This is a genomic window from Halorubrum distributum JCM 10118, from assembly GCF_000337335.1.
GTDB classification, from domain to species: Archaea; Halobacteriota; Halobacteria; order Halobacteriales; family Haloferacaceae; genus Halorubrum; species Halorubrum distributum.
Map to the genome: position 1 here is coordinate 16,848 of NZ_AOJN01000039.1, position 18,365 is coordinate 35,212.

Here is an 18,365-nt window from a genome sequence, read left to right on the forward strand (position 1 = left end):
CCCGGCGACGGGGTTCGGTCCGTATAAGTGGCGAGCGGGCGCACTCCGGGTATGGACACCATCGGATTCATCGGCGGCAGCGGCATCTACGAGGCGCTCCCCCTGAACGACGTGCGGGAAGTCGAGTTCGACACGCCGTACGGCGAGCCGAGCGACGCCGTGACGATCGGCGAGTTCGGCGATACCGGGAAGGAAGTCGCGTTCCTGCCGCGACACGGCTCCGAACACGGCGTCTCGCCGACCGACCTGCCGTACCGCGCGAACATGTACGCCTTAAAAAAGGCAGGCGTCACCCACATCTTCGCGTCGAACGCGGTCGGGAGTCTGAAGGAGGAGCTGGAGCCCGGCACGCTCGTCGTTCCGGACCAGATCTACGACCGGACGAAGGGCCGCGACCTCTCCTTCTACGGCGACGGCGTCGTCGTCCACCAGCCGTTCGCGGACCCGTACAGCCCGGAGCTCGTCGACCACCTCACCGAGGCCGCGGAGTCGGCCGCGGGCGGCGACGGCGACGACGCCGCGAACGTCGTGAAGGGCGGCACCTACGTCTGTATCGAGGGGCCGCAGTACTCGACGCGCGCGGAGTCGGAGTTCTACAAGAGCCAGGGGTGGGACCTCGTCGGCATGACCGCGATCCCGGAGGCGAAGCTGGCCCGCGAGGCCGAGATCGCGTACGCGACGATCGCGGGCGTCACCGACTACGACGTGTGGAAGGAAGACAGCGAGGTGACGCTCGAAGAGGTCTTAGAGAACGCCGAGCAGAACCAGAAAGCGATCAAGGCCGCGGTCGAGGAGGCCGTGCGGACGCTGCCCGAGGACTTGGAGTGCGACGCGCACACCGCGCTGGAGGGCACCGTCAACACGCCGACCGAGGCGATTCCGGAGGAGACGAAGGAGCGCGTCGAGCCGCTGCTGGGCGACTACTTATAAATAGACGCGGCGGTGGCGCGTGCCGGTGAGCGCCGCACCGCGGCGCGAACCGCACGCGCGAGGGACGCCGCGAGCGACCGGAGGGAGTGAGCGGCGAGGCTGGGGAGGCGTGAGGTGCCGTGCGGTTGCGGTCGGGGAGGATTCAAAGGGGCAGTCGCGAGGCGGGCGCAGGCGACGCAAGCACTGGAGCGAGAGAGCGAACGGAGTGAGCGACCGAGTGAAGCGCGCAGCGAGCGTGCGCCCGCCTCGCGACTGGGGCTTTGAGGATGGTCGCCGCCGATTTTTAAATAGCGACGTCTCACCGAGCGACTGGGGCTTTGGAAGTGCTCTCCGCGGGAGCAGCCGCGTGTTAGTCGTCGAACACGTCGAACGTGAACTCCTCGTCGGACTCCCGCATCAGGCGTTTGGAGCCGTCGTGGTCGGTGACCGTCCCCGGTTCCATCGACTCGTGGACCCGCTCGACCGCATCCGGCGTCACCTTCTCCGTCACCTCGAAGGTCGTCACCGGCGAGACGATCCCCCAGAGCGCGCCGGCCGAGTGCGCGAGGAAGGCGACCGGCGTCAACAGGAGGTAAATCGGCCACGTGAGGGGATGCTTGTCGTACGCGGCCGCGCCGACGAGCGTGTAGACGAACAGGATCCCGAACAGCGCCAGCGACGCCGTGCGGTACCACTCCATGCCGGGCGCGGTACCGGGGAAGATCAGCGACGCGAAGACGAGGAGCGGGACCAGCGGCGAGAGCGACCACGCGATGACTCGGGGGTAGTAGACGGGCCGGTACCTGAGCGGGAGCAGGTGGCCGTCGGCGCGCGTGCCCGAGATCCACCGCCGGCGCTGCTTGGCCATCGCGCGTAGCGACGGCGGCGCCTGATTGCGGAACCGGACGTCGAGGACGGCGAAGGAGACGCCGAGCTGATCCGCGGCCCGCCAGATGAAGTTCGTGTCCTCGGTGATGGTCGCGACGTCCCACGTGATCGACTGCTCTAAGGAATGCCGGACCGCGACGCCGCCGCCCCACGCGTACAGCGGGTAGCGAAGTTTGTGGAACGCGAACTGCTCGTACTGGTAGCCGACCCGAAAGATTTCGCTCAGGTACGCGACCCGCGAGCCGGTGTACAGCGGCTTCTCCGTGAACTGGACCACGTCGGCGTCGGGGAGCCCCTCGAAGCCGGCCATAATCGTGTCCTCGTCGAGGTAGAGGACGTACTCGCGGTCACAGGGCACCACGCGACGCGCCCACTCGACGGCGCGGCCCTTGTTGGTCGCGTCGCACTCGAACTCCTCGGGGACTACGTGGACGTCCGCCCCCTCGACGTCGATCGGCTTCTCCGCGATCACGCGCACGTCGTCGAGCGCCTGCGGGACCGCGTTGACGGTCGCCTGTACGACCTCCTCGGCGTCGATCGTCAGGATGCGGACCTGAACGTCGTCGTACCCCCACTCGACCTCGTCGGGCTCGACCCGGCCGCCGCGAGCGAGCACCGTCGCCTCAAGGAGCCACCAGACCGCCGAGGCGCCGTACAGCAGGAGGGCGACCCACAGCGCCGCGACGACGGCAGCGAGCGCGGGGTTCCCGGTCGCGAACGATATCACTACTAACGTGTGTCGCGATACCGGCAAGAACGTGTCGGAACGCGATCACGCTTGAGAAGAGTCCGGGGGACCGAACACGGGGGACTCGGATCGCCGCCGGCGGTTCAGTCCGCGATCGCTTCCGACTCCCCGGTCATCGCGGTCGGGTCCTTCACCCACAGGTCGCCGAACAGGTCGTCCTGCTGGAGTCGGACCGAGCCGCGGTGGGCCATGAACAGCAGCGCGAGGTACGTCATGAACGGGCGCCCACCGGCAGATTCTATCTCGGCGAACAGCACCTCCGTGCGCCCGCGGTCGAAGTGGGTCCGGAGGGCGTTGTCGATCTCCACGATCACCTCCTCGATGTCCTCGTCGTGAGTGCGGTCGGTCGCCTCGCCCGCGGTCGGCTCCCCGTCCTGTCGGAACTCGTCGTCCGCGTGGTAGTCGAGCGTCTGCGTGCCGCGGGCGTGGCCGTGCGGCGACTCCGAGGTGTCGTACTCGCGGGAGTCCTTCCACCACGAGCCGCGCTCGGCCTCGCGCAGCTCGCGGACCAGCTCGTCGAGCGTCTCCGGCGAGCCGCGGGTGTTCTTGCGGTCGAGCCGACGGTCGATCTCCGCTTCCAGCTCGTCGACCGGGTCGAAGTCGCCGTCGGCCGGGTCGGGCGCGCCGCCCTCCATCGCGACCTCCCACGGCTCCGGCTCGGGCTCCTCTTCTTCGTCGTCGTCGGCCAGCATCCCGTCGCTTTTCATCCGGAGCAGGACGCTGGCGTAGAACAGCGCCCGCCCGGTCGTCCGGAGGTCGGTCTCGTCGAGCTTCTCCAAGAACGCGTCCGTCACCTGGACGATGTCGATGTCCCACGGCTCGATCTCGCCCTCCTCGGCGAGCTGGACGAGGAGCTCGACGGGCTCGACCTCGTCCTCGTCGGTCTCATCGGGCGGGGAGACGTCGGGCACGTCCGGGCCGGGTCCGTCGGTCGCGTCCGAGCCGGACTCGGCAGCCGAGTCGGAGCCGGATTCGGCGGTCGAGTCGGAGCCGCCGTCGCCCTCGGGAGCGTCGTCGGCGAACGGGTCGGCACCGTCGCGCTCGCTCGTCAGGTCGAGGTCGGGGACGCCGCCGTCGGCGGCGCCGTCGCCGTCCTCAGTCATCCGCGCTCACCCCTTCCCCGTCGCCGTCGTCGCCGAACTGCATCCCCGTGACCGCCGAGAGGTTGTCGCCCTGCATCGTGACGCCGATGGCGCGGTCCGACCGCTCCAGCAGCGCCGAGCGGTGGCCGACGACGACGAACTGGGCGTCCTGCGCGAGTTCCTCGATCATCTCGCCGACGCGTTCGGCGTTGACCGCGTCGAGGAACGCGTCGATCTCGTCGAGGGCGTAGAACGGCGCCGGGTTGTGTCGCTGAACGGCGAAGATAAAGGAGAGGGCGGTGAGCGACTTCTCGCCGCCGCTCATCGCGTCGAGCCGCTGGACCGGCTTGTCCGCGGGCTGCGCCTTCATCGTTAACCCCTCCTCGAAGGGGTCCTCCGGGTTCTCCAAGACGAGCTCGCCCGACCCGGCCGAGAGCCGCGCGAAGATGTCCTCGAAGTGGTCGTTGATCGACTCGAACGTCTCCATGAACGTCTCCTTCTTCGCCGCCTCGTACCCCTCGATGCGCTCCTCGATGGCGTCGCGCTCCTCGACGAGCACGTCGCGGCGCTCCTGGAGCTCGTCGAGCGCCGCCTGGACCTCCTCGTACTCGTCGATCGCGAGCATGTTCACCGGTTCGAGCGCCTCCATCTCCGACTCCAGCTCCTCGATCCGCGACTCCACCTCGTCGAGGTCGGGAATCTCGTCGGCGTCGTAGGCGCCCACCTGCGACTCCAGCTCGTCGATCTCCCACTCCAAGCGGTCGCGGCGGTCGGTGAGGTCCGAGAGGTCGGACTCCGCCTCCGAGACGAGCGACCGCTGCTCGTCGCGCTTCCGGGTCGCCTCGCGGATCTCCTCGCGGAGCTCTTCGCGCTCCGCCTTCAGCTCCGTGAGCTCTTCTTCGAGGTCGGCGATCGCCTCCTTCTTTTCCGCGAGCTCCGCCTCCTTCTCCTCGATCGCGGCCTCGTGGTCGGCGATCGCCTCCTCGGCCTCCGCCTTCGCGTTCTGCGCCTCCTCGACGTCGTCGTGGAGGTCGTCCAAGGCGTCCTCGGCGTACCCCTTCTCCAACTCCAGCTCGTTGATCCGGCCGTCGAACGAGTCCATCCGCTCTTCCAAGTCGTCGATCTCCGCGCGGATCTCGTCGGCGCGCTCGGAGAGCTCCGGAATCTTCGAGTCGGCGAGCTCGGCCTCGATGTCGTCGATCTCGGCGGCGAGCTCGTCGATCTCCGCGTCGGTCGCCGCGAGCTCCTCGTCGAGCGCCGTCATCTGCTCGTCGACGGACTCGCGTTCCGCCTCCAGCTCCTCGAGCTCGGCTTCCAGCTCCTCGATCCGGTCCTCCGCGTCCGCGAGGTCGTCCTCGGCGCGCTCGACGTCCGCCTCCAGCGACCGGACGCGCTCGGCCGCGTCGGCCTTCCGGTCGCGGGCGTCCTCGATGTCGTCGTCGAGCGCGTCGATCTCGGCCTGGACCGACTGCCGCTCGTCCTCGAGGTCGGAGATCTCCGTCGCGAGGCGTTCGAGCTTCCCGCCGCCGGACTTCGTGAACGAGTAGCGGGAGCCGCCGCCGGAGCCGCCGGTCATCGCGCCCGACTTCTCGACGAGGTCGCCGTCGAGCGTCACCATCCGGTAGTCGCCCATCAGCTCCCGCGCGGTCGCCATGTCCTCGACGACGAGCGTCGAGCCGAGCACGTACGAGAAGATCGACTCGTACTCGGGGTCGTAGTCGACGAGGTTGCGCGCGAAGTCGACGACGCCCGGCAGCGAGGGCTTCCGCGGCAGGCTCCGGTCGTCCATCTTCGTGATCGGGAGGAACGTCGCCCGCCCCGCGTTGCGCTGTTTCAGGTAGTCGATACAGGTCGAGCCGACGCCGTCGTCGTCGACGACGACGTTCGCCAGCCGACCGCCGGCGGCGGTCTCGCAGGCCTCGGCGTACTCGGCCTCGACCGAGGCCAGCTCGCCGACCGCGCCGTGGACGCCGTCGATGCCGCCGTTCTTCACCTCGGAGACCGCTCGGGGCCAGGAGGCGTCCCCCCGCTGGTCGGCCGCCGCCTCCAGCTTGGCGTACTCGTTCTGCTTCTCGCGGAGCGTCGACTCGATCTCCTCGAGGCGCTCCTCCGTCTCGGCCTTCTCGGCGAACAGGTCGGCGACGGCGTCCTCGATGGTCGCCTGGTTCTTCTCGGCCTTGTCGAGCTCGCCCTTCAGCTCGGAGATGCGCGCCTTGTGTTCCGGGAGCGACTCGCGGGCCTCCTCCAGCTCCTCGCGGGCCTCGCTCACCGCGTTCGAGCGGCGGCGGGCCTCGTCGAGCAGCCGGTCCTTCTCGCGTTGCGTCTCGTTCTTCTCCTCGCGGAGCGACTCGATCGCCTCCTTCTTCTCCGCGAGGTCGCGTTTCAGCTCGTCGAACTCCGTGTCCGCGCCCTCGATCTCGGCCTCGACGTCGGCGAGCTCGGAGCGCTTCGTCGCCAGCTCCGACTTCACCGACGCCTTCTCCACTTTCGTCTCGCGGATCTCCGCCTCCAGCTCCTCGACTTTCTCCTCTTTCCTGTCTATCTGGACGAACGCCTGCCGCCGGTCGTTCTCGGCCGACTCGGCCCGCTCCTCGGCCGACTCGATTTTGTCCTCCAGCCGCGAGATCTCGCCTTTGACCTCCTCTATCTCCGAGCGGATCTGGATCTGCTCCTCCTCGCCTTTCGTCTCGATCTCGTGGTTGAGGTCCGCGAGGTCCTCCTCCAAGCGGGTGAGCTTCCCCTGCCTGGCGTCGAGCTCCTCGCGGAGCTCCTCGAGGTCCGCCTCCGCCTCGTCGACCTCGCGCTCGACGTCCGCGAGCGCGTCGCGCTTCTCCTCGAGCTCGGAGGCCTTCCGGAACCCCCGGTACTCCTCGAGCTCGTCGCGGAGCTCCTGGTACTGGAGCGCGGTCTCGCGCTCGTCGGCGAGCTGGTCGAGCCGGTCCTGCTTCTCCCCGATGCGGAGGTCCGCCTCGTCGATCCGGTCTTCGACCGTGTCCAGCTCCTCGTAGGCGGCCTCCTTCTTCTCGTCGAACTCCGCGACGCCCGCGATCTCGTCGATGATCCCCCGCCGCTGGTAGGGGGTCATGTTGATGATCTCGGTGACGTCGCCCTGCATCACCACGTTGTACCCCTCCGGGGTGACGCCCGCCGCCGCGAGCAGGTCTTGGACGTCCGAGAGGTTCACCGAGCGCCCGTTGAGGTAGTAGTACGAGTAGTAGTTGTCCTCGGTCTCCTTCACCCGGCGCTTGATCGTGATCTCGGAGACGTCGCCGACGTTCTCCGTGCCGGCCGCGGAGACCACCTGCGAGCGGTCGAGGGTGCCGTCCTCGTTGGAGAGCACGACCGTGACGGAGGCCTCGTTCGGCCCGTCCGCGGCCTCGCCGTCGTCGTGGCCGGGGTTGTAGATGAGGTCGGTGAGCTTCTGGGCGCGGATCCCGCGGGTTCGGGCGAGCCCGAGCGCGAACAACACGCCGTCGATGATGTTCGACTTCCCGGAGCCGTTCGGACCGGTGACGACGGTGAAGTCCTCGTAGAAGGGGATCCTCGTCGTTCGCCCGAAGCTCTTGAACCCGTCTAAGACGACTTCAGTGATGTGCATGGAGTCGGGGGCGACCGCTTACGCGACGATGATGTCGTCGCCCTCGCTCGACTCGCCGTCGTCGTCCTCGGCGGCCTCCTCGGCCCCCCCGTCGGCGTCGGGCGTCGTCGCCGACTGCTCGGGGACGATGACGTCGTCTCGCTCGCCCGCGTCGTCGGTCGCCGCCTCCTCGTCGGCGCTGTCGGACGACTCCTCGACCGACTCGAAGACGTCGACGTGGTCGTCGGAGTGCGTCGTTCGCTCGCCGCCGGCCGCGGCCTGCGCCGCGTCGTCGGCCGCGGACCCGTCGCTCGCGGACTCGTCGGCCGCGGCGTCCCCCGCGTCGGAATCGGCCGTCGCGCCGGCGGCCGCCTCCTCGACCGCGACCGACCGCTCGTCCTCCAGCTGTCGGACGCGCTCTTTCATCTCGACGAGCTCTTCGGTGAGCCCGTTGACCGCCGCCTGTAGCTCCGCGACCTGCCGTTCGAGGTCCTCGACGCGGTTACTCATATACACACGCATGCTCGCGCGACGCGTATAAATCTGCGTCAGACACATGTGTGACCAAACCGCACGATCCGGGCGTCGTCCGCTCGAACGTTTCGGCGCCGTGAAACGTGTCAGACAGCAGGAGAAGATACTTATACCGACCGGAGACACTCCTTCGGTATGAGCAAGATCACCTTCCGGGCGGACGACGACCTCGTCGACCGGCTGGAAGCGTGTGACGCCTCCAAAAGCGAGGTGATGCGGGAGGCGCTCCGGACGCACCTCGACGGGGAGGCGGACGCGTCCGACGCGTCCGACGCGACGTCCGGCAGCGTCGACGACGCTCTCGCGGACCGCGTCGACGACCTGATCGCGGAGCGGCTCGACGCCGCGCTCGACGAGCGGCTCGGTCCGGCGGGCGGCGCCGCGGGGCGGACGTATACGCCCGAGAACGCCGGCGATATCAACGTAAACGTCACGCTCGACGCCCCGAACGCCGGATCCGACGAGCGGGACGACGAGGTGCGTGTGACGCGTGAGACGGCCGGCGAGACGGAGCCGAGCGCGCGTAAGACGGAGGGGAGTCCGGGCGCGCAAACGCGCGAAAACGCCTGCGGCGGATGTGGCGAAATCGTCCCGTCTGACCACGTATACTGCCCGAACTGCGGTGAGAAGCAGTCGCACAGGGCCTTCTGTGAGTGCGGCGACGAGCTCCGAACCGACTGGGCGTTCTGCCCCGGCTGCGGGCGCCGGACCCCGGCGGCGGACGTTTTGAAAGACCAATAACCTGCGTTAACGCCCTGTATACGCCAATTTTCGGGCGTTTTCACGTTCTGTCTTACACCCTCCGGTAGTTTTATAATGGTTCGCTCGATGACTTCAATTGCGTAAGACGGTCGTCTTACAGCGGCCGGCCGGTGCGGGGTATCGCCCCGCAGTCGGGCGGTTTCGCGCTGTAAGACACACGCGTCGCGTGTTCGCCGTCTTACCGGGGGAATACCAATGGAGCGTGTGACACTACGAATCCCGAAACAGCAGATCGACGAGGTCGAACAGATGGTGGAGACGGGCGAGTTCCCGAACCGGAGCGAGGCGATCCGGTCGGCCGTCCGCGACATGTTGAACGAACAGGACGGCGAGCGCGACGAGCGCGGCCGCAACCGCAACTGGGCGAAGGTGTAAACTGATGCAAGATCTCGTTCAGGACGCCCTCGACAACGCGGAGGCGGAGAAGCGCGACATGGACGACGTCGACATGGGCGACGACGAGTTCGGGGACCCCCGGATCGTCATCGTCGGTGCCGGCGGCGCCGGGAACAACACGGTCAACCGGCTCTACAACATCGGCGTCGACGGCGCCGACACCGTCGCCATCAACACGGACAAACAGCACCTCAAGATGATCGAGGCCGACACCAAGATCCTCGTGGGCAAGTCGCTCACGCAGGGGCTCGGCGCCGGCGGCGACCCCAAGATGGGGGAGCGCGCCACCGAGATGGCCCAGGGTACGATCAAGGAGGTGCTCGGCGACGCCGACCTCGTCTTCGTCACCGCCGGTATGGGCGGCGGCACGGGCACCGGCGCGGCGCCGGTCGTCTCGAAGATCGCCAAAGAGCAGGGCGCCATCGTCGTCGGGATGGTCTCGACGCCGTTCAACGTCGAGCGCGCCCGCACGGTGAAGGCCGAGGAGGGCCTCGAAGACCTCCGCAACGAGGCCGACTCGATCATCGTCCTCGACAACAACCGGCTGCTCGACTACGTCCCGAACCTGCCGATCGGGAAGGCGTTCTCCGTGATGGACCAGATCATCGCGGAGACGGTGAAGGGGATCTCGGAGACGATCACCCAGCCGAGCCTGATCAACCTCGACTACGCGGACATGTCGACGATCATGAACCAGGGCGGCGTCGCGGTCATGCTCGTCGGCGAGACGCAGGACAAGAACAAGACCCAAGAGGTGGTCAACGACGCGATGAACCACCCGCTGCTCGACGTCGACTACCGCGGCGCCTCGGGCGGGCTCGTCCACATCACGGGCGGCCCGGACCTCACGCTGAAGGAGGCCGAGGGGATCGCGAACAACATCACCGAGCGGCTTGAGGCGAGCGCCAACGTGATCTGGGGCGCCCGCATCCAGGAGGAGTACAAGGGGAAGGTGCGCGTCATGGCGATCATGACGGGCGTCCAAAGCGCGCAGGTGCTCGGTCCCTCCACCCAGAAGCAGGCCGACAAGTCTCGCGCGGCGGTCGACGCCGACGACCTCGGCGACTCGCGCTCGCGAGCGGCCGACGCGAACGAGGGCCCGGGCGCCGCGGGCGAGCGAGGCGAGCCCGCGGTCTCCGGCGGCACCGACCGCGGCTGGGAGTCCGACGGCGGGAGCGACCCGATCGAGAAGAACAACGGGCTCGACGTCATCCGCTGAGCGTCTCGCGACGGAGGCCGCTGCGGTTCGTTTTCGATTCCGTTTTCCGTCGATACTGTTCGAACCCGCGCACGGCGCGAGGACTTAACATCACACGGTCCGTGTGGGGTTACGTGTCACGTCACCAGCCGAGCCGGGGGACGCGGCGTCGCTCCGTCGCCGTCCGCGGTCGAGCCAGATTCGCGACGACACGATGACCGACGCGGCGCTCTACTTCACGGGTCCGGAGACCGTCGAGGTGCGGGAGGCGTCGGTCGGCCCGCCGGACGCAGACGAACTGCTCGTCGACACCCGGGCGTCGGCGATAAGCGCCGGGACGGAGCTGCTCGTGTACCGCGACCAGACGCCCGACGGTCTCCCGGCCGACGAGACGCTCGACGCGCTCGACGGCGACCTCTCGTACCCGCTCCAGTACGGGTACGCCGCGAGCGGGGTCGTCAGCGAGGTCGGCGCGGACGTCGACCCGGACTGGGTCGGTCGGTCCGTGTTCTCGTTCGTCCCCCACCAGACGAGCTTCCGAACCACCCCCGACTCGGTGGTCGCGCTCCCGCCGGGGACGGCGCCGGCCGTCGGATCGCTCCTCCCCTCGGTCGAGACCGCGACGAACATCGTCCTCGACGCCGCCCCTCGGCTCGGAGAGCGGGTCGTGGTGTTCGGCGCCGGCGTGATCGGGCTCTGCGTCACCCGGCTGCTGGCCGCGTTCCCGCTGGAGTCGCTCGTCGTGGTCGACCCGGTCGAGCGTCGTCGGGCCCTCGCGGCGGCGTTCGGCGCCGACCGGACGACGACGCCGGCGGCTCTCGACGACGGCGCCGGCGGCGGCGGTTCGGACGCCGCTCTCGACGACGCCGACCTCGCGGTCGAGCTCTCCGGGCAGCCGAGCGCGCTCGACGACGCGCTCGGCGTCGTCGGCTACGACGCGCGGATCGTCGTCGGGTCGTGGTACGGCACCAAACGCGAGCCGATCGGGCTCGGCGGGCGGTTCCACCGGGACCGCATCGACATCGTCTCCAGTCAGGTGTCGACGATCAGCCCCGAACTCCGGGGGCGCTGGGACCGCGACCGACGCATGGACGCGGCGCTCGAACGGCTCGACCGGATCCCCGCCGACGAGCTGATCACCCACCGGATCCCCTTCGAGCGCGCGGCGGAGGCGTACCAGCTGCTCGACTCGGGGACCGACGAGACGGTTCAGGTAATCCTCGAGTATTCGTGAACGGCCGCCGCGGTCAGCGGCGGTCGGAGAGGTGCCCGCTGACGTAGAGGTAGTCGCGCGTAAACACCGCCAGCGACGGGAGGAGGACGACGGGCGCGACGGTCCACACGAGTTCCGTCGGGACCGGCGGGACGAGCGCGAGCGTCACGAAGACCATCTGGACGCCCGCGAGGTACTTCCCGAGGTCGCTGTCGGGGAGGTCGCCGACTGGGAGCCCGCGGACGCGGCGCAGCCACACGGCGCCGCGGAAGACGTAGCGCGCGGCGGAGATCGAGAGGTACCAGACCGGCAGCAGCCCCCACAGCACCGCCACCAGCGGCGCGGCGACGAATCCGAAGGTGTCGAACGCCATGTCGAGCCGGCGGCCGATCTCGGTCTCCCGGCCCACCGTCCGGGCGAGGATCCCGTCGAGCCTGTCGAGGGCGACGCCCGTCCCGTAACACAGCGCCGGCGCCCACGCGAGCGACGTCCCCGACGGGACGACCGCGAACCCGGCGACGACGGCGTACAGCGCCCCTCGGGCGATCGTGATCGCGTTCGCCAGCCCGAACAGCCGCCGCCAGAACCGCCCGGCCAGCCGCTCCGGGTCGAGCCGGAAGCCGACGTACCAGAGCTGTCCGGCCCAGCAGCCGCCCGCGACGACGGCGGGAGAGAGCCCCCACCTTCCCGCCGCATCCGTCGGGAACAGCCGAAAGAGGAGCGCGGCGAGCGCGACCGCGGCGACGAGCGGGAGTCCGACGCCGATCCCGACGCGGAGGGAGCGCCGCCGGCGCGCGCCGGCCATCTACCCGTCACCTCCGGCGGCGGTGCCCGCGACCGCGGACTCGCGTCGCGGTCTGCGCTTCCGGGTCGACACGGCTACCGGCGCAGTAGGAGGACCAGGACGGCTATCAACACGACCTGTGCGACCTTGTCGACGGCGCCGAGCGTCCCGACGTCGGCCGGGAACGACTTCCCCCCGCCCGCGAAGTTGAAGACGTACCACAAGACGATCTGGACGAGCGTGAAGGGGATCCCGACGGCGTACACCGCCCGGCGGCGGTAGTCGAGCAACACCAGCACGACCGCTCCGAGGAAGCCGAACCCGGCGAGAAGGAAGCTGATCCGAAGCGGCAGCGGGAGCCCCCCGACGCCGAGGCGGATGTGGACGGCGGCGGTGATCAGCGCAGCGGCGATGCCTACCCAGTGGAGGCCGCTCAGCGACCCGACATCTATCGCCGGCCCTCGTGATTCGGTCGTTGCCATACCTCACGCACGGACTTCACTCACATAGAAATACCGCCCGAACCGCGGGTGGCCGCTCTGCGCCGACCGTCTCACCGCTCGAAGTCGGGGTCGCGAAGGGCGTCGACGCGCGCGATCTCGTCGGCGGTCAGCCGCTCGCTCCCGGCCGCCAGGTTCGAGACGACGTGCGACTCGGCGGTGCTCGACGGGATCGGGACGACCCCCCGCGAGACGTTCCACGCGATCACGACCTCGGCCGGCGAGAGCCCCCGCTCCGTCCCGATCGCGTTCAGGACGGGCTCGTCGAGGAGGCCGGGCGCCGACAGCGGCGAGTGCGCGACCACTCGGATCCCGCGCTCGTGACAGAAGTCGATCAGATCGTTCCGGGGCCGGTAGGGGTGTCGCTCCACCTGCACGAGCGCCGGGTCGACCGCCCCCGCCTCCAGCACCGTCTCCAACTGCGCCCGCGAGACGTTACAGATCCCGAGCGTCCGCGCCCACCCCCTGTCGTGAACGGCCTCCAAGTTCTCCCACGCGGTCGCGAGGGACACGTCGTCGGCCGCGAGCTCGCCGTCGGCGTCCTCGGGGAAGGTGAGCGCCTCCTGCCGCTCGACCGGCTTCTCGGCGAGCCGGCGGAGCTCGCCCCGGTGTTCGAGCGCCGAGGGCCAGTGGAGCGCGTAGCAGTCGAACGCGTCGATCCCGAGCTCCTCTCGGCTGCCCGCACAGGCGTCGAGCAGGTGCTCGCGGCGGTGGTTCGTGCGCCACGCCTTCCCGAGGAGGAACACGCGCTCGCGGTCGGGCGCGCCCGGCGCGGCGAGCAGCTCCCCGATCCGGTGTTCGTTGCCGTACAGCTCGGCGGAGTCGAAGAGGCGGTAGCCGGCGTCGAGCGCGGTCTCGATCGAGTCGGCGCGCTCGACGTACTCCCCGTCGCGGTAGCGGGAGCAGCCGAAGCCGACGGCGGGGAGCCGGAGCGCGGCGGCGCCCGCATCGGTCTCGCCTCCAATCTGCTTCTCCGGCCGCACCGCCGGCGCCGGCGGCGGGTCGGCGGTCGCGTCGCAGTCGTCGACAGCGACCGGGCCGTCGCCCTCGGCGGCCGCCTCGATCGCGTTGCAGACGGCGACGACGTGGGCGCCCCGTCGTCCCCCCGCCCGCGAGGGCGACCCGGCCTCGATCGACGCGGCGAGGCGCTCGACCGCCTCGACGTACTCGTAGGGCTCCCCGGGTGCGTCCGGCGGCGCGCTCACGTACTCCCGGCCGACGCGGCCGAACCGGACGGCGTCGCGGTCGTCGCCCATCGCGCCGGTCCCCTTCAGGTACAGCGAGCCGTCGTCGCCGTGGAGCTCCAGCCCGTAGAACTCCCGGCTCCGGTGGGGCGCGTAGAAGCTGGCGGTGAGTCTGACGGTCGGCCCCGCCGCGAACGCCAGCGTCGCCTCGACGTGGCTCGGCGTCGACGGCCGCCGGTCCTCCCGGGCGGGCCAGACGTCGAGGGCGTCGGCGACGCGAACGCGCTCGACCGGTCCGAACCACGACACCAGCAGCGCGAGCGGGTACACCGCCCCGTCGTACAGCGGCCCGATCTCGAGGAAGGAGTCGGGCCGGTCGTGCCAGTCGGTCACGCGACCGACGTGGGCGTGGGCGTACCCCAGCCCAACCGGCCCGAGTCGGCCGTCGGCGAGGAGTCGGCCCGCGCGGCGCTGCGAGGGCGCTCGCGGCGTCCCGGGCGCGCAGCCGAGGGCGAGCCCGCGGTCGCGGGCGAGCGCCACCAGCGACCGCGCCTCGTCGGCGTCGAGCGCCAGCGGCTTCTGCGAGTAGACGTGGCGGTCGGCTTCGAGCGCGGTCCGCGTCACCGCCGCGTGGGCGGCGTGGCTCGTCAGGTTCACCACGAGCGGCGCGTCGACGCGCTCCATCGCGGTCTCCAAGTCGGCGAACGACGGGCAGCCGCGGGCGTCGGCGAGCGACGCGGCGCGGTCGGCGTCGAGGTCGACGACGCCGGCCAGCGACAGCGAGCTCTCCGGCAGGCCGGCGGCGTACTCCGGCGCGATCGCTCCGGCCCCCACGAACAGGCAGTTCACGGTCGTACCGGGGCGGCGAGACGTATAGGTGTCCCGACGGCGTCGGGTCGCCGGGGGCGACAGAGGCGCTCCCGCCGGAGCGGTTTAGTCGCCTCGCGCCGAACTCGCGGTCGTGACGGAGCCGGGCATGGGCCGCCTCGGGACCGCCTACCTGCGCGGGCTGCAGGCGATCGGTCGGCGGCTCGACTACGGGACGAACGCCTTCGACCGCGAGTGGGACATCCTCGTCGTCCTCGACGCCTGTCGGGCCGACCTGCTGCGCTCGGTCGCGCCCGACTTCGGGTTCCTCGGTGCGGTCGAGACGGTCCGGTCGGTCGGGAGCTCCTCCTCGGAGTGGCTGGAGAACACCTTCCCCGGCCGCCCCGAGACGGCGCGGACCGCGATGGTGACCGGGAACACGTGGACCGACCGCTACCTCGACGCCGACGCGTTCGCCGCGCTCGACGAGGTGTGGAAGTACGCGTGGGACGGGGAGGCGGGAACCGTGCCGGCCGCGGCCGTGACCGACCGGGCGATCTCGCTCGCCCGCGAGCGCGACCCCGACCGGCTCGTCGTCCACTACATGCAGCCGCACCACCCGTTCGTCCCGGACCCGCTCGACGGCGACGACGGGCTGGCGCGGACCGGGAGCCACAGCAACGCGGAGAACCCGTGGGTGCTGCTCCGGCGCGGCGAGGTCTCGGTGGAGCGCGTCTGGACGGCGTACGAGGCGAACCTCCGACACGTCCTCGGCGAGGTCGAGTCCCTCGCGGCGAACGTCGACGGGCGGATCGCGGTCACCGCCGACCACGGCAATCTCTTCGGCGAGTGGGGGCTGTACGGCCACCCGATGCACACGCCAGTCCCCGCGCTGCTCAAGGTGCCGTGGGCGACGGTCGACGGCGCGGACGAGGGCGCGCGCGAGCCGACCCTGACGCCGCCCGAGCCGCTACCGGTGTCGCGGGTCCACGGCGGCGAGGGCGAGACGGACCGGGACCGGCTGCGCGCGCTCGGCTATTTATAAATGGCCGTTGTCGGCGCTCGCGTCCGATTACAGATACCGTGACGCGTCGAACGTCCTTCCGCCGCCCTCCGGATTTAGGTTGCTCGCGTCCCTGGTTCGGTTCATGTACGCGACGACGGTGCTGACGGACTTCGTGGCCCAGCACTACCTCACGGTCGTCGACGAGGGGCCGGAGAGCGTCCCGCACTCCCACCACTTCGAGGTGGAGCTGACCTTCCGCGGCCCCGAGCTGAACGAGCACGACTACCTCGTCGACATCGACGACGCCGAGGCGGCGCTCGGCAACCTCGCGGACCGCTACCGCGACGAGCTGCTCAACGATCTGCCCGAGTTCGAGGGGTACAACCCCAGCGTCGAGCGCTTCGCTCGCGTCGTCTTCGAACGCGTGAGCGACGCGGTGACCGACGACGCGGTGAGCGAGCTGGCCGTGACGGTCTGGGAGGACGACGCGGCCGCCGCGACGTACGACGCGCCGGTATGAAGGTTGGGCTCGCGCTGTACGGCAGTCTCGACGAGCGGTCGGGCGGGTTCCGCTACGACCGGAAGCTCGTCGAGGGGCTCCGCGCGGCCGGCGACGCCGTCGAGGTCGTCGAGCTCCCGTGGCGGGCGTACCCGCGCGGGCTGCTGGACAACGCGCTCCCGGGGGTCCGCGACCGCCTCCGCGTCGACGTCGACGTGATGCTCCAAGACGAGCTCGCGCACCCCTCGCTTTTCCTCGCCAACCGGGACCTGCCGTACCCGGTCGTGAGCGTCGTCCACCACCTGCGCGCGAGCGAGCCGCGCCGGCTCTCGCCGCTGTACCGCGCCGTCGAGCGCCGCTACCTCGCGACCGTCGACGGCGTCGTCTGCAACAGCGCTGCGACCCGCGACGCCGTCGCCGCACTCGGCGTCGATCCCGAAGCGACCGTCGTCGCGCCGCCCGCCGGCGACCGGTTCGACCCCGCGATCGACGGCGACGCGATCGCGGCGCGGGCCGCGTCGCTCGGCGGGCCCGACCCCGAGCCGCTCCGCGTCGCGTTCGTCGGCAACGTCGAGCCGCGGAAGGGGCTCGACACGCTCGTCGAGGGGGTCGCCCGCGCCGACGCCGCCGTCGACCTCACGGTCGTCGGCCGGGCGGTCGACGAGTCCCACGTCGCCGACGTGCGGCGACTGGTCCGGGAGCGGGGGCTCGGCGACCGCGTGCGCTTCGCCGGCCGGCTGTCGGACGCCGAGCTGGCCGACGCGCTCCGCGCGAGCCACGTCCTCGCCGTCCCCTCCCGGTACGAGGGGTTCGGGATCGTCTACCTGGAGGGGATGAGCTTCGGCCTGCCGGCGATCGCCTCGCGGGCGGGCGGCGCGAGCGAGACGGTCGCCGACGGCGAGACGGGCGTCCTCGTCGACCCGGACGACCCGGCCGCCGTCGCCCGGGCGCTCGACGGGTTCGCGACCGACCCCGACCGGCTCGCCGAGATGGGTCGCGCCGCGAGGCGGCGGTACGAGCGCCACCCGAACTGGGAGGAAACGACGGCCCGCGTCCGCGGGCTCCTCGCCGACGTCGCCGACGCGTCCGATGCCATCGACGCGGCCGAGGCGGAGGTGACGACGTGACGGGGACCGACGACGCCGCGGGCGGCGACGGCGGTTCCGCGGACGGCGACGCCCTCGCCGCCGACGCCGAGGCCTTCCGGCGCTACCTCCGGGCGAAGCGGAGCGTCGACGACCGGGCGCTCGACCGGCGGCTCCTCGGGATCCTCCGAGAGCGGCTCGCGGACCGCGCGGCGCGCGACGGCCGCCTGCGCGTCTTCGAGGTCGGGACCGGCGTCGGGACGATGGTCGCTCGGCTGATCGACTGGGAGGTGCTCCCGCCCGGCGAGACCCGGTACGTCGCGGTCGACCGCGACCCGGACGCGCTCGCCGGGCTGGGTCCCTTCCTCCGAGAGTGGGCGGACGACCGGAAGGCGCCCGCCTCCGTGACTGAGGCGGCAGGCGGGAGCGAGGCGGCAGGCGAGAGCGAGGCGGCAGGCGAGAGCGAGGCGGCAGGTGGGAGTGAGGCGGCAGGCGAGAGCGAGGCGGCAGGTGGGAGTGAGGCGGCGGGCGGGAGCGAGAGGGCGGGCGGGAGCGAGGCGGACGCGCTCGTCGTCGAGACCGACGCGCGCACGGTCAGGGTCGAGCCGGTCGCGGCCGACGGGGTCGCGTACGCCGCGGAGCACGCCGGCGAGTCCGACGCGCTGATCGGGATGGCGCTACTGGACGTACTCGGGCTCGACCGGCTCGACCAACTGCTCGACGCGCTGGCGCCCGACGGGACCTACTACTTCCCGATCACCTTTGACGGCGGGACCCGGTTCCGCCCGGCACATCCCGACGACCGAGCGATCGAGCGGCTCTACCACCGGCACATGGACGAGAAGCCGGGCGGGAACAGCCGCGCCGGCGGCGCCGCGCTCGCGCGCCTTCGCGAGGCGGACGGCTCGACGCTCCTCGGGGTCGCCGGCTCCGACTGGATCGCGCGTCCCGCCGACGGGGAGGCCGGCTATCCGGGCGACGAGGCGTTCTTCCTCCGACACATCCTCGACACCGTCGAGGCCGCGGTCGGCGAGGTGATCGCCGGTGGGGGTGAGACGAGGGCTCTCTCCGCGGCCGACCTCGACGCGTGGCTCGAAATTCGCCGGCGGCAGGTCGATTCCGGGGAGCTCGTCTACCTCACCCACCAGCTCGACCTCATCGGTCGCGTCGACGACGCGTGAGCGACGCCCCGG

Annotated in this window: 16 protein-coding genes; 9 read left to right on the plus strand and 7 right to left on the minus strand. The window is 70.8% G+C overall.

Features of this window, described 5'->3' with window-relative positions:
• The first annotated feature begins 51 nt into the window (after nt 1–51).
• Entirely contained in the window at nt 52–930 is an 879-nt protein-coding gene (gene mtnP, locus C466_RS06180; protein WP_004595181.1) for an S-methyl-5'-thioadenosine phosphorylase, read from the plus strand.
• Nucleotides 931–1,279: 349 nt separating this feature from the next.
• On the opposite strand, the gene C466_RS06185 is transcribed toward mtnP, so the two are convergent.
• From C466_RS06185 to C466_RS06200, 4 genes are all read right to left on the minus strand, one after another.
• Entirely contained in the window at nt 1,280–2,524 is a 1,245-nt protein-coding gene (locus C466_RS06185) for a glycosyltransferase (protein WP_004599603.1), read from the minus strand.
• Nucleotides 2,525–2,628: 104 nt separating this feature from the next.
• Nucleotides 2,629–3,648 carry a segregation and condensation protein A gene (locus C466_RS06190; RefSeq protein ID WP_004595183.1) on the minus strand — a complete coding sequence of 340 codons (1,020 nt, stop codon included), beginning with the start codon at nt 3,646–3,648 and terminating at the stop codon, nt 2,629–2,631.
• The gene (smc, locus tag C466_RS06195) at nt 3,641–7,225 is read right to left on the minus strand and encodes a chromosome segregation protein SMC (protein WP_004595184.1); all 3,585 of its coding nucleotides are present in this window, start codon (nt 7,223–7,225) and stop codon (nt 3,641–3,643) included. The genes C466_RS06190 and smc overlap by 8 nt, the downstream gene beginning before the upstream one ends.
• A gap of 18 nt (nt 7,226–7,243) precedes the next feature.
• Nucleotides 7,244–7,714: a DUF7518 family protein gene (locus tag C466_RS06200; RefSeq protein ID WP_004595185.1), complete on the minus strand. Its 471-nt coding sequence runs from the start codon at nt 7,712–7,714 to the stop codon at nt 7,244–7,246.
• 159 nt (nt 7,715–7,873) lie between these two features.
• On the opposite strand from C466_RS06200, the gene C466_RS06205 reads away from it, so the two are divergent.
• The 4 genes from C466_RS06205 (at nt 7,874) to C466_RS06220 (ending at nt 11,328) form a co-directional block, all read left to right on the plus strand.
• Entirely contained in the window at nt 7,874–8,479 is a 606-nt protein-coding gene (locus tag C466_RS06205; RefSeq protein WP_004595186.1) for a double zinc ribbon domain-containing protein, read from the plus strand.
• Nucleotides 8,480–8,695: 216 nt separating this feature from the next.
• Entirely contained in the window at nt 8,696–8,875 is a 180-nt protein-coding gene (locus C466_RS06210; RefSeq protein ID WP_004595187.1) for a ribbon-helix-helix domain-containing protein, read from the plus strand.
• Nucleotides 8,876–8,879: 4 nt separating this feature from the next.
• Nucleotides 8,880–10,115: a cell division protein FtsZ gene (ftsZ, locus tag C466_RS06215; RefSeq protein WP_004595188.1), complete on the plus strand. Its 1,236-nt coding sequence runs from the start codon at nt 8,880–8,882 to the stop codon at nt 10,113–10,115.
• 193 nt (nt 10,116–10,308) lie between these two features.
• Nucleotides 10,309–11,328 carry a zinc-dependent alcohol dehydrogenase gene (locus C466_RS06220; protein WP_004595189.1) on the plus strand — a complete coding sequence of 340 codons (1,020 nt, stop codon included), beginning with the start codon at nt 10,309–10,311 and terminating at the stop codon, nt 11,326–11,328.
• Between the two features lie 13 nt (nt 11,329–11,341).
• On the opposite strand, the gene C466_RS06225 is transcribed toward C466_RS06220, so the two are convergent.
• From C466_RS06225 to C466_RS06235, 3 genes are all read right to left on the minus strand, one after another.
• Nucleotides 11,342–12,112: a CDP-alcohol phosphatidyltransferase family protein gene (locus C466_RS06225; RefSeq protein WP_004595190.1), complete on the minus strand. Its 771-nt coding sequence runs from the start codon at nt 12,110–12,112 to the stop codon at nt 11,342–11,344.
• 74 nt (nt 12,113–12,186) lie between these two features.
• Nucleotides 12,187–12,573, minus strand: a complete 387-nt coding sequence (locus tag C466_RS06230) for a DUF7475 family protein (RefSeq protein WP_004595191.1) — start codon at nt 12,571–12,573, stop codon at nt 12,187–12,189.
• A gap of 71 nt (nt 12,574–12,644) precedes the next feature.
• The gene (locus C466_RS06235; protein WP_004599604.1) at nt 12,645–14,624 is read right to left on the minus strand and encodes an aldo/keto reductase; all 1,980 of its coding nucleotides are present in this window, start codon (nt 14,622–14,624) and stop codon (nt 12,645–12,647) included.
• 127 nt (nt 14,625–14,751) lie between these two features.
• Between C466_RS06235 and C466_RS06240 the strand changes: the two genes are divergently transcribed.
• The 4 genes from C466_RS06240 to C466_RS17130 all read left to right on the plus strand — a co-directional run bounded on the left by C466_RS06240 (nt 14,752) and on the right by C466_RS17130 (nt 18,353).
• A complete protein-coding gene (locus C466_RS06240) occupies nt 14,752–15,627 on the plus strand; it encodes an alkaline phosphatase family protein (protein WP_004595193.1) in 876 nt (291 codons plus the stop codon).
• Nucleotides 15,628–15,730: 103 nt separating this feature from the next.
• A complete protein-coding gene (locus C466_RS06245; RefSeq protein WP_004595194.1) occupies nt 15,731–16,108 on the plus strand; it encodes a 6-pyruvoyl trahydropterin synthase family protein in 378 nt (125 codons plus the stop codon).
• Nucleotides 16,105–17,214 (plus strand): glycosyltransferase family 4 protein, encoded by a 1,110-nt coding sequence (locus C466_RS06250; RefSeq protein WP_004595195.1) that lies wholly within the window; start codon nt 16,105–16,107, stop codon nt 17,212–17,214. The genes C466_RS06245 and C466_RS06250 overlap by 4 nt, the downstream gene beginning before the upstream one ends.
• Nucleotides 17,211–18,353, plus strand: coding sequence for a hypothetical protein (locus C466_RS17130; RefSeq protein ID WP_004599605.1), 1,143 nt, complete (start codon nt 17,211–17,213; stop codon nt 18,351–18,353). The genes C466_RS06250 and C466_RS17130 overlap by 4 nt, the downstream gene beginning before the upstream one ends.
• The last annotated feature ends 12 nt before the right edge of the window (nt 18,354–18,365 follow it).

Excerpts from the sequence above, each read along its gene's own strand:
- C466_RS06240 (WP_004595193.1), top strand. The coding sequence starts at position 14,752 with ATGGGCCGCCTCGGGACCGCCTACCTGCGCGGGCTGCAGGCGATCGGT.
- C466_RS06210 (WP_004595187.1), top strand. The coding sequence starts at position 8,696 with ATGGAGCGTGTGACACTACGAATCCCGAAACAGCAGATCGACGAGGTC.
- C466_RS06200 (WP_004595185.1), bottom strand. The coding sequence starts at position 7,714 with ATGAGTAACCGCGTCGAGGACCTCGAACGGCAGGTCGCGGAGCTACAG.
- C466_RS06225 (WP_004595190.1), bottom strand. The coding sequence starts at position 12,112 with ATGGCCGGCGCGCGCCGGCGGCGCTCCCTCCGCGTCGGGATCGGCGTC.
- C466_RS06190 (WP_004595183.1), bottom strand. The coding sequence starts at position 3,648 with ATGACTGAGGACGGCGACGGCGCCGCCGACGGCGGCGTCCCCGACCTC.
- C466_RS06230 (WP_004595191.1), bottom strand. The coding sequence starts at position 12,573 with ATGGCAACGACCGAATCACGAGGGCCGGCGATAGATGTCGGGTCGCTG.
- C466_RS06250 (WP_004595195.1), top strand. The coding sequence starts at position 16,105 with ATGAAGGTTGGGCTCGCGCTGTACGGCAGTCTCGACGAGCGGTCGGGC.
- mtnP (WP_004595181.1), top strand. The coding sequence starts at position 52 with ATGGACACCATCGGATTCATCGGCGGCAGCGGCATCTACGAGGCGCTC.
- C466_RS06245 (WP_004595194.1), top strand. The coding sequence starts at position 15,731 with ATGTACGCGACGACGGTGCTGACGGACTTCGTGGCCCAGCACTACCTC.
- ftsZ (WP_004595188.1), top strand. The coding sequence starts at position 8,880 with ATGCAAGATCTCGTTCAGGACGCCCTCGACAACGCGGAGGCGGAGAAG.
- C466_RS06220 (WP_004595189.1), top strand. The coding sequence starts at position 10,309 with ATGACCGACGCGGCGCTCTACTTCACGGGTCCGGAGACCGTCGAGGTG.
- smc (WP_004595184.1), bottom strand. The coding sequence starts at position 7,225 with ATGCACATCACTGAAGTCGTCTTAGACGGGTTCAAGAGCTTCGGGCGA.
- C466_RS06205 (WP_004595186.1), top strand. The coding sequence starts at position 7,874 with ATGAGCAAGATCACCTTCCGGGCGGACGACGACCTCGTCGACCGGCTG.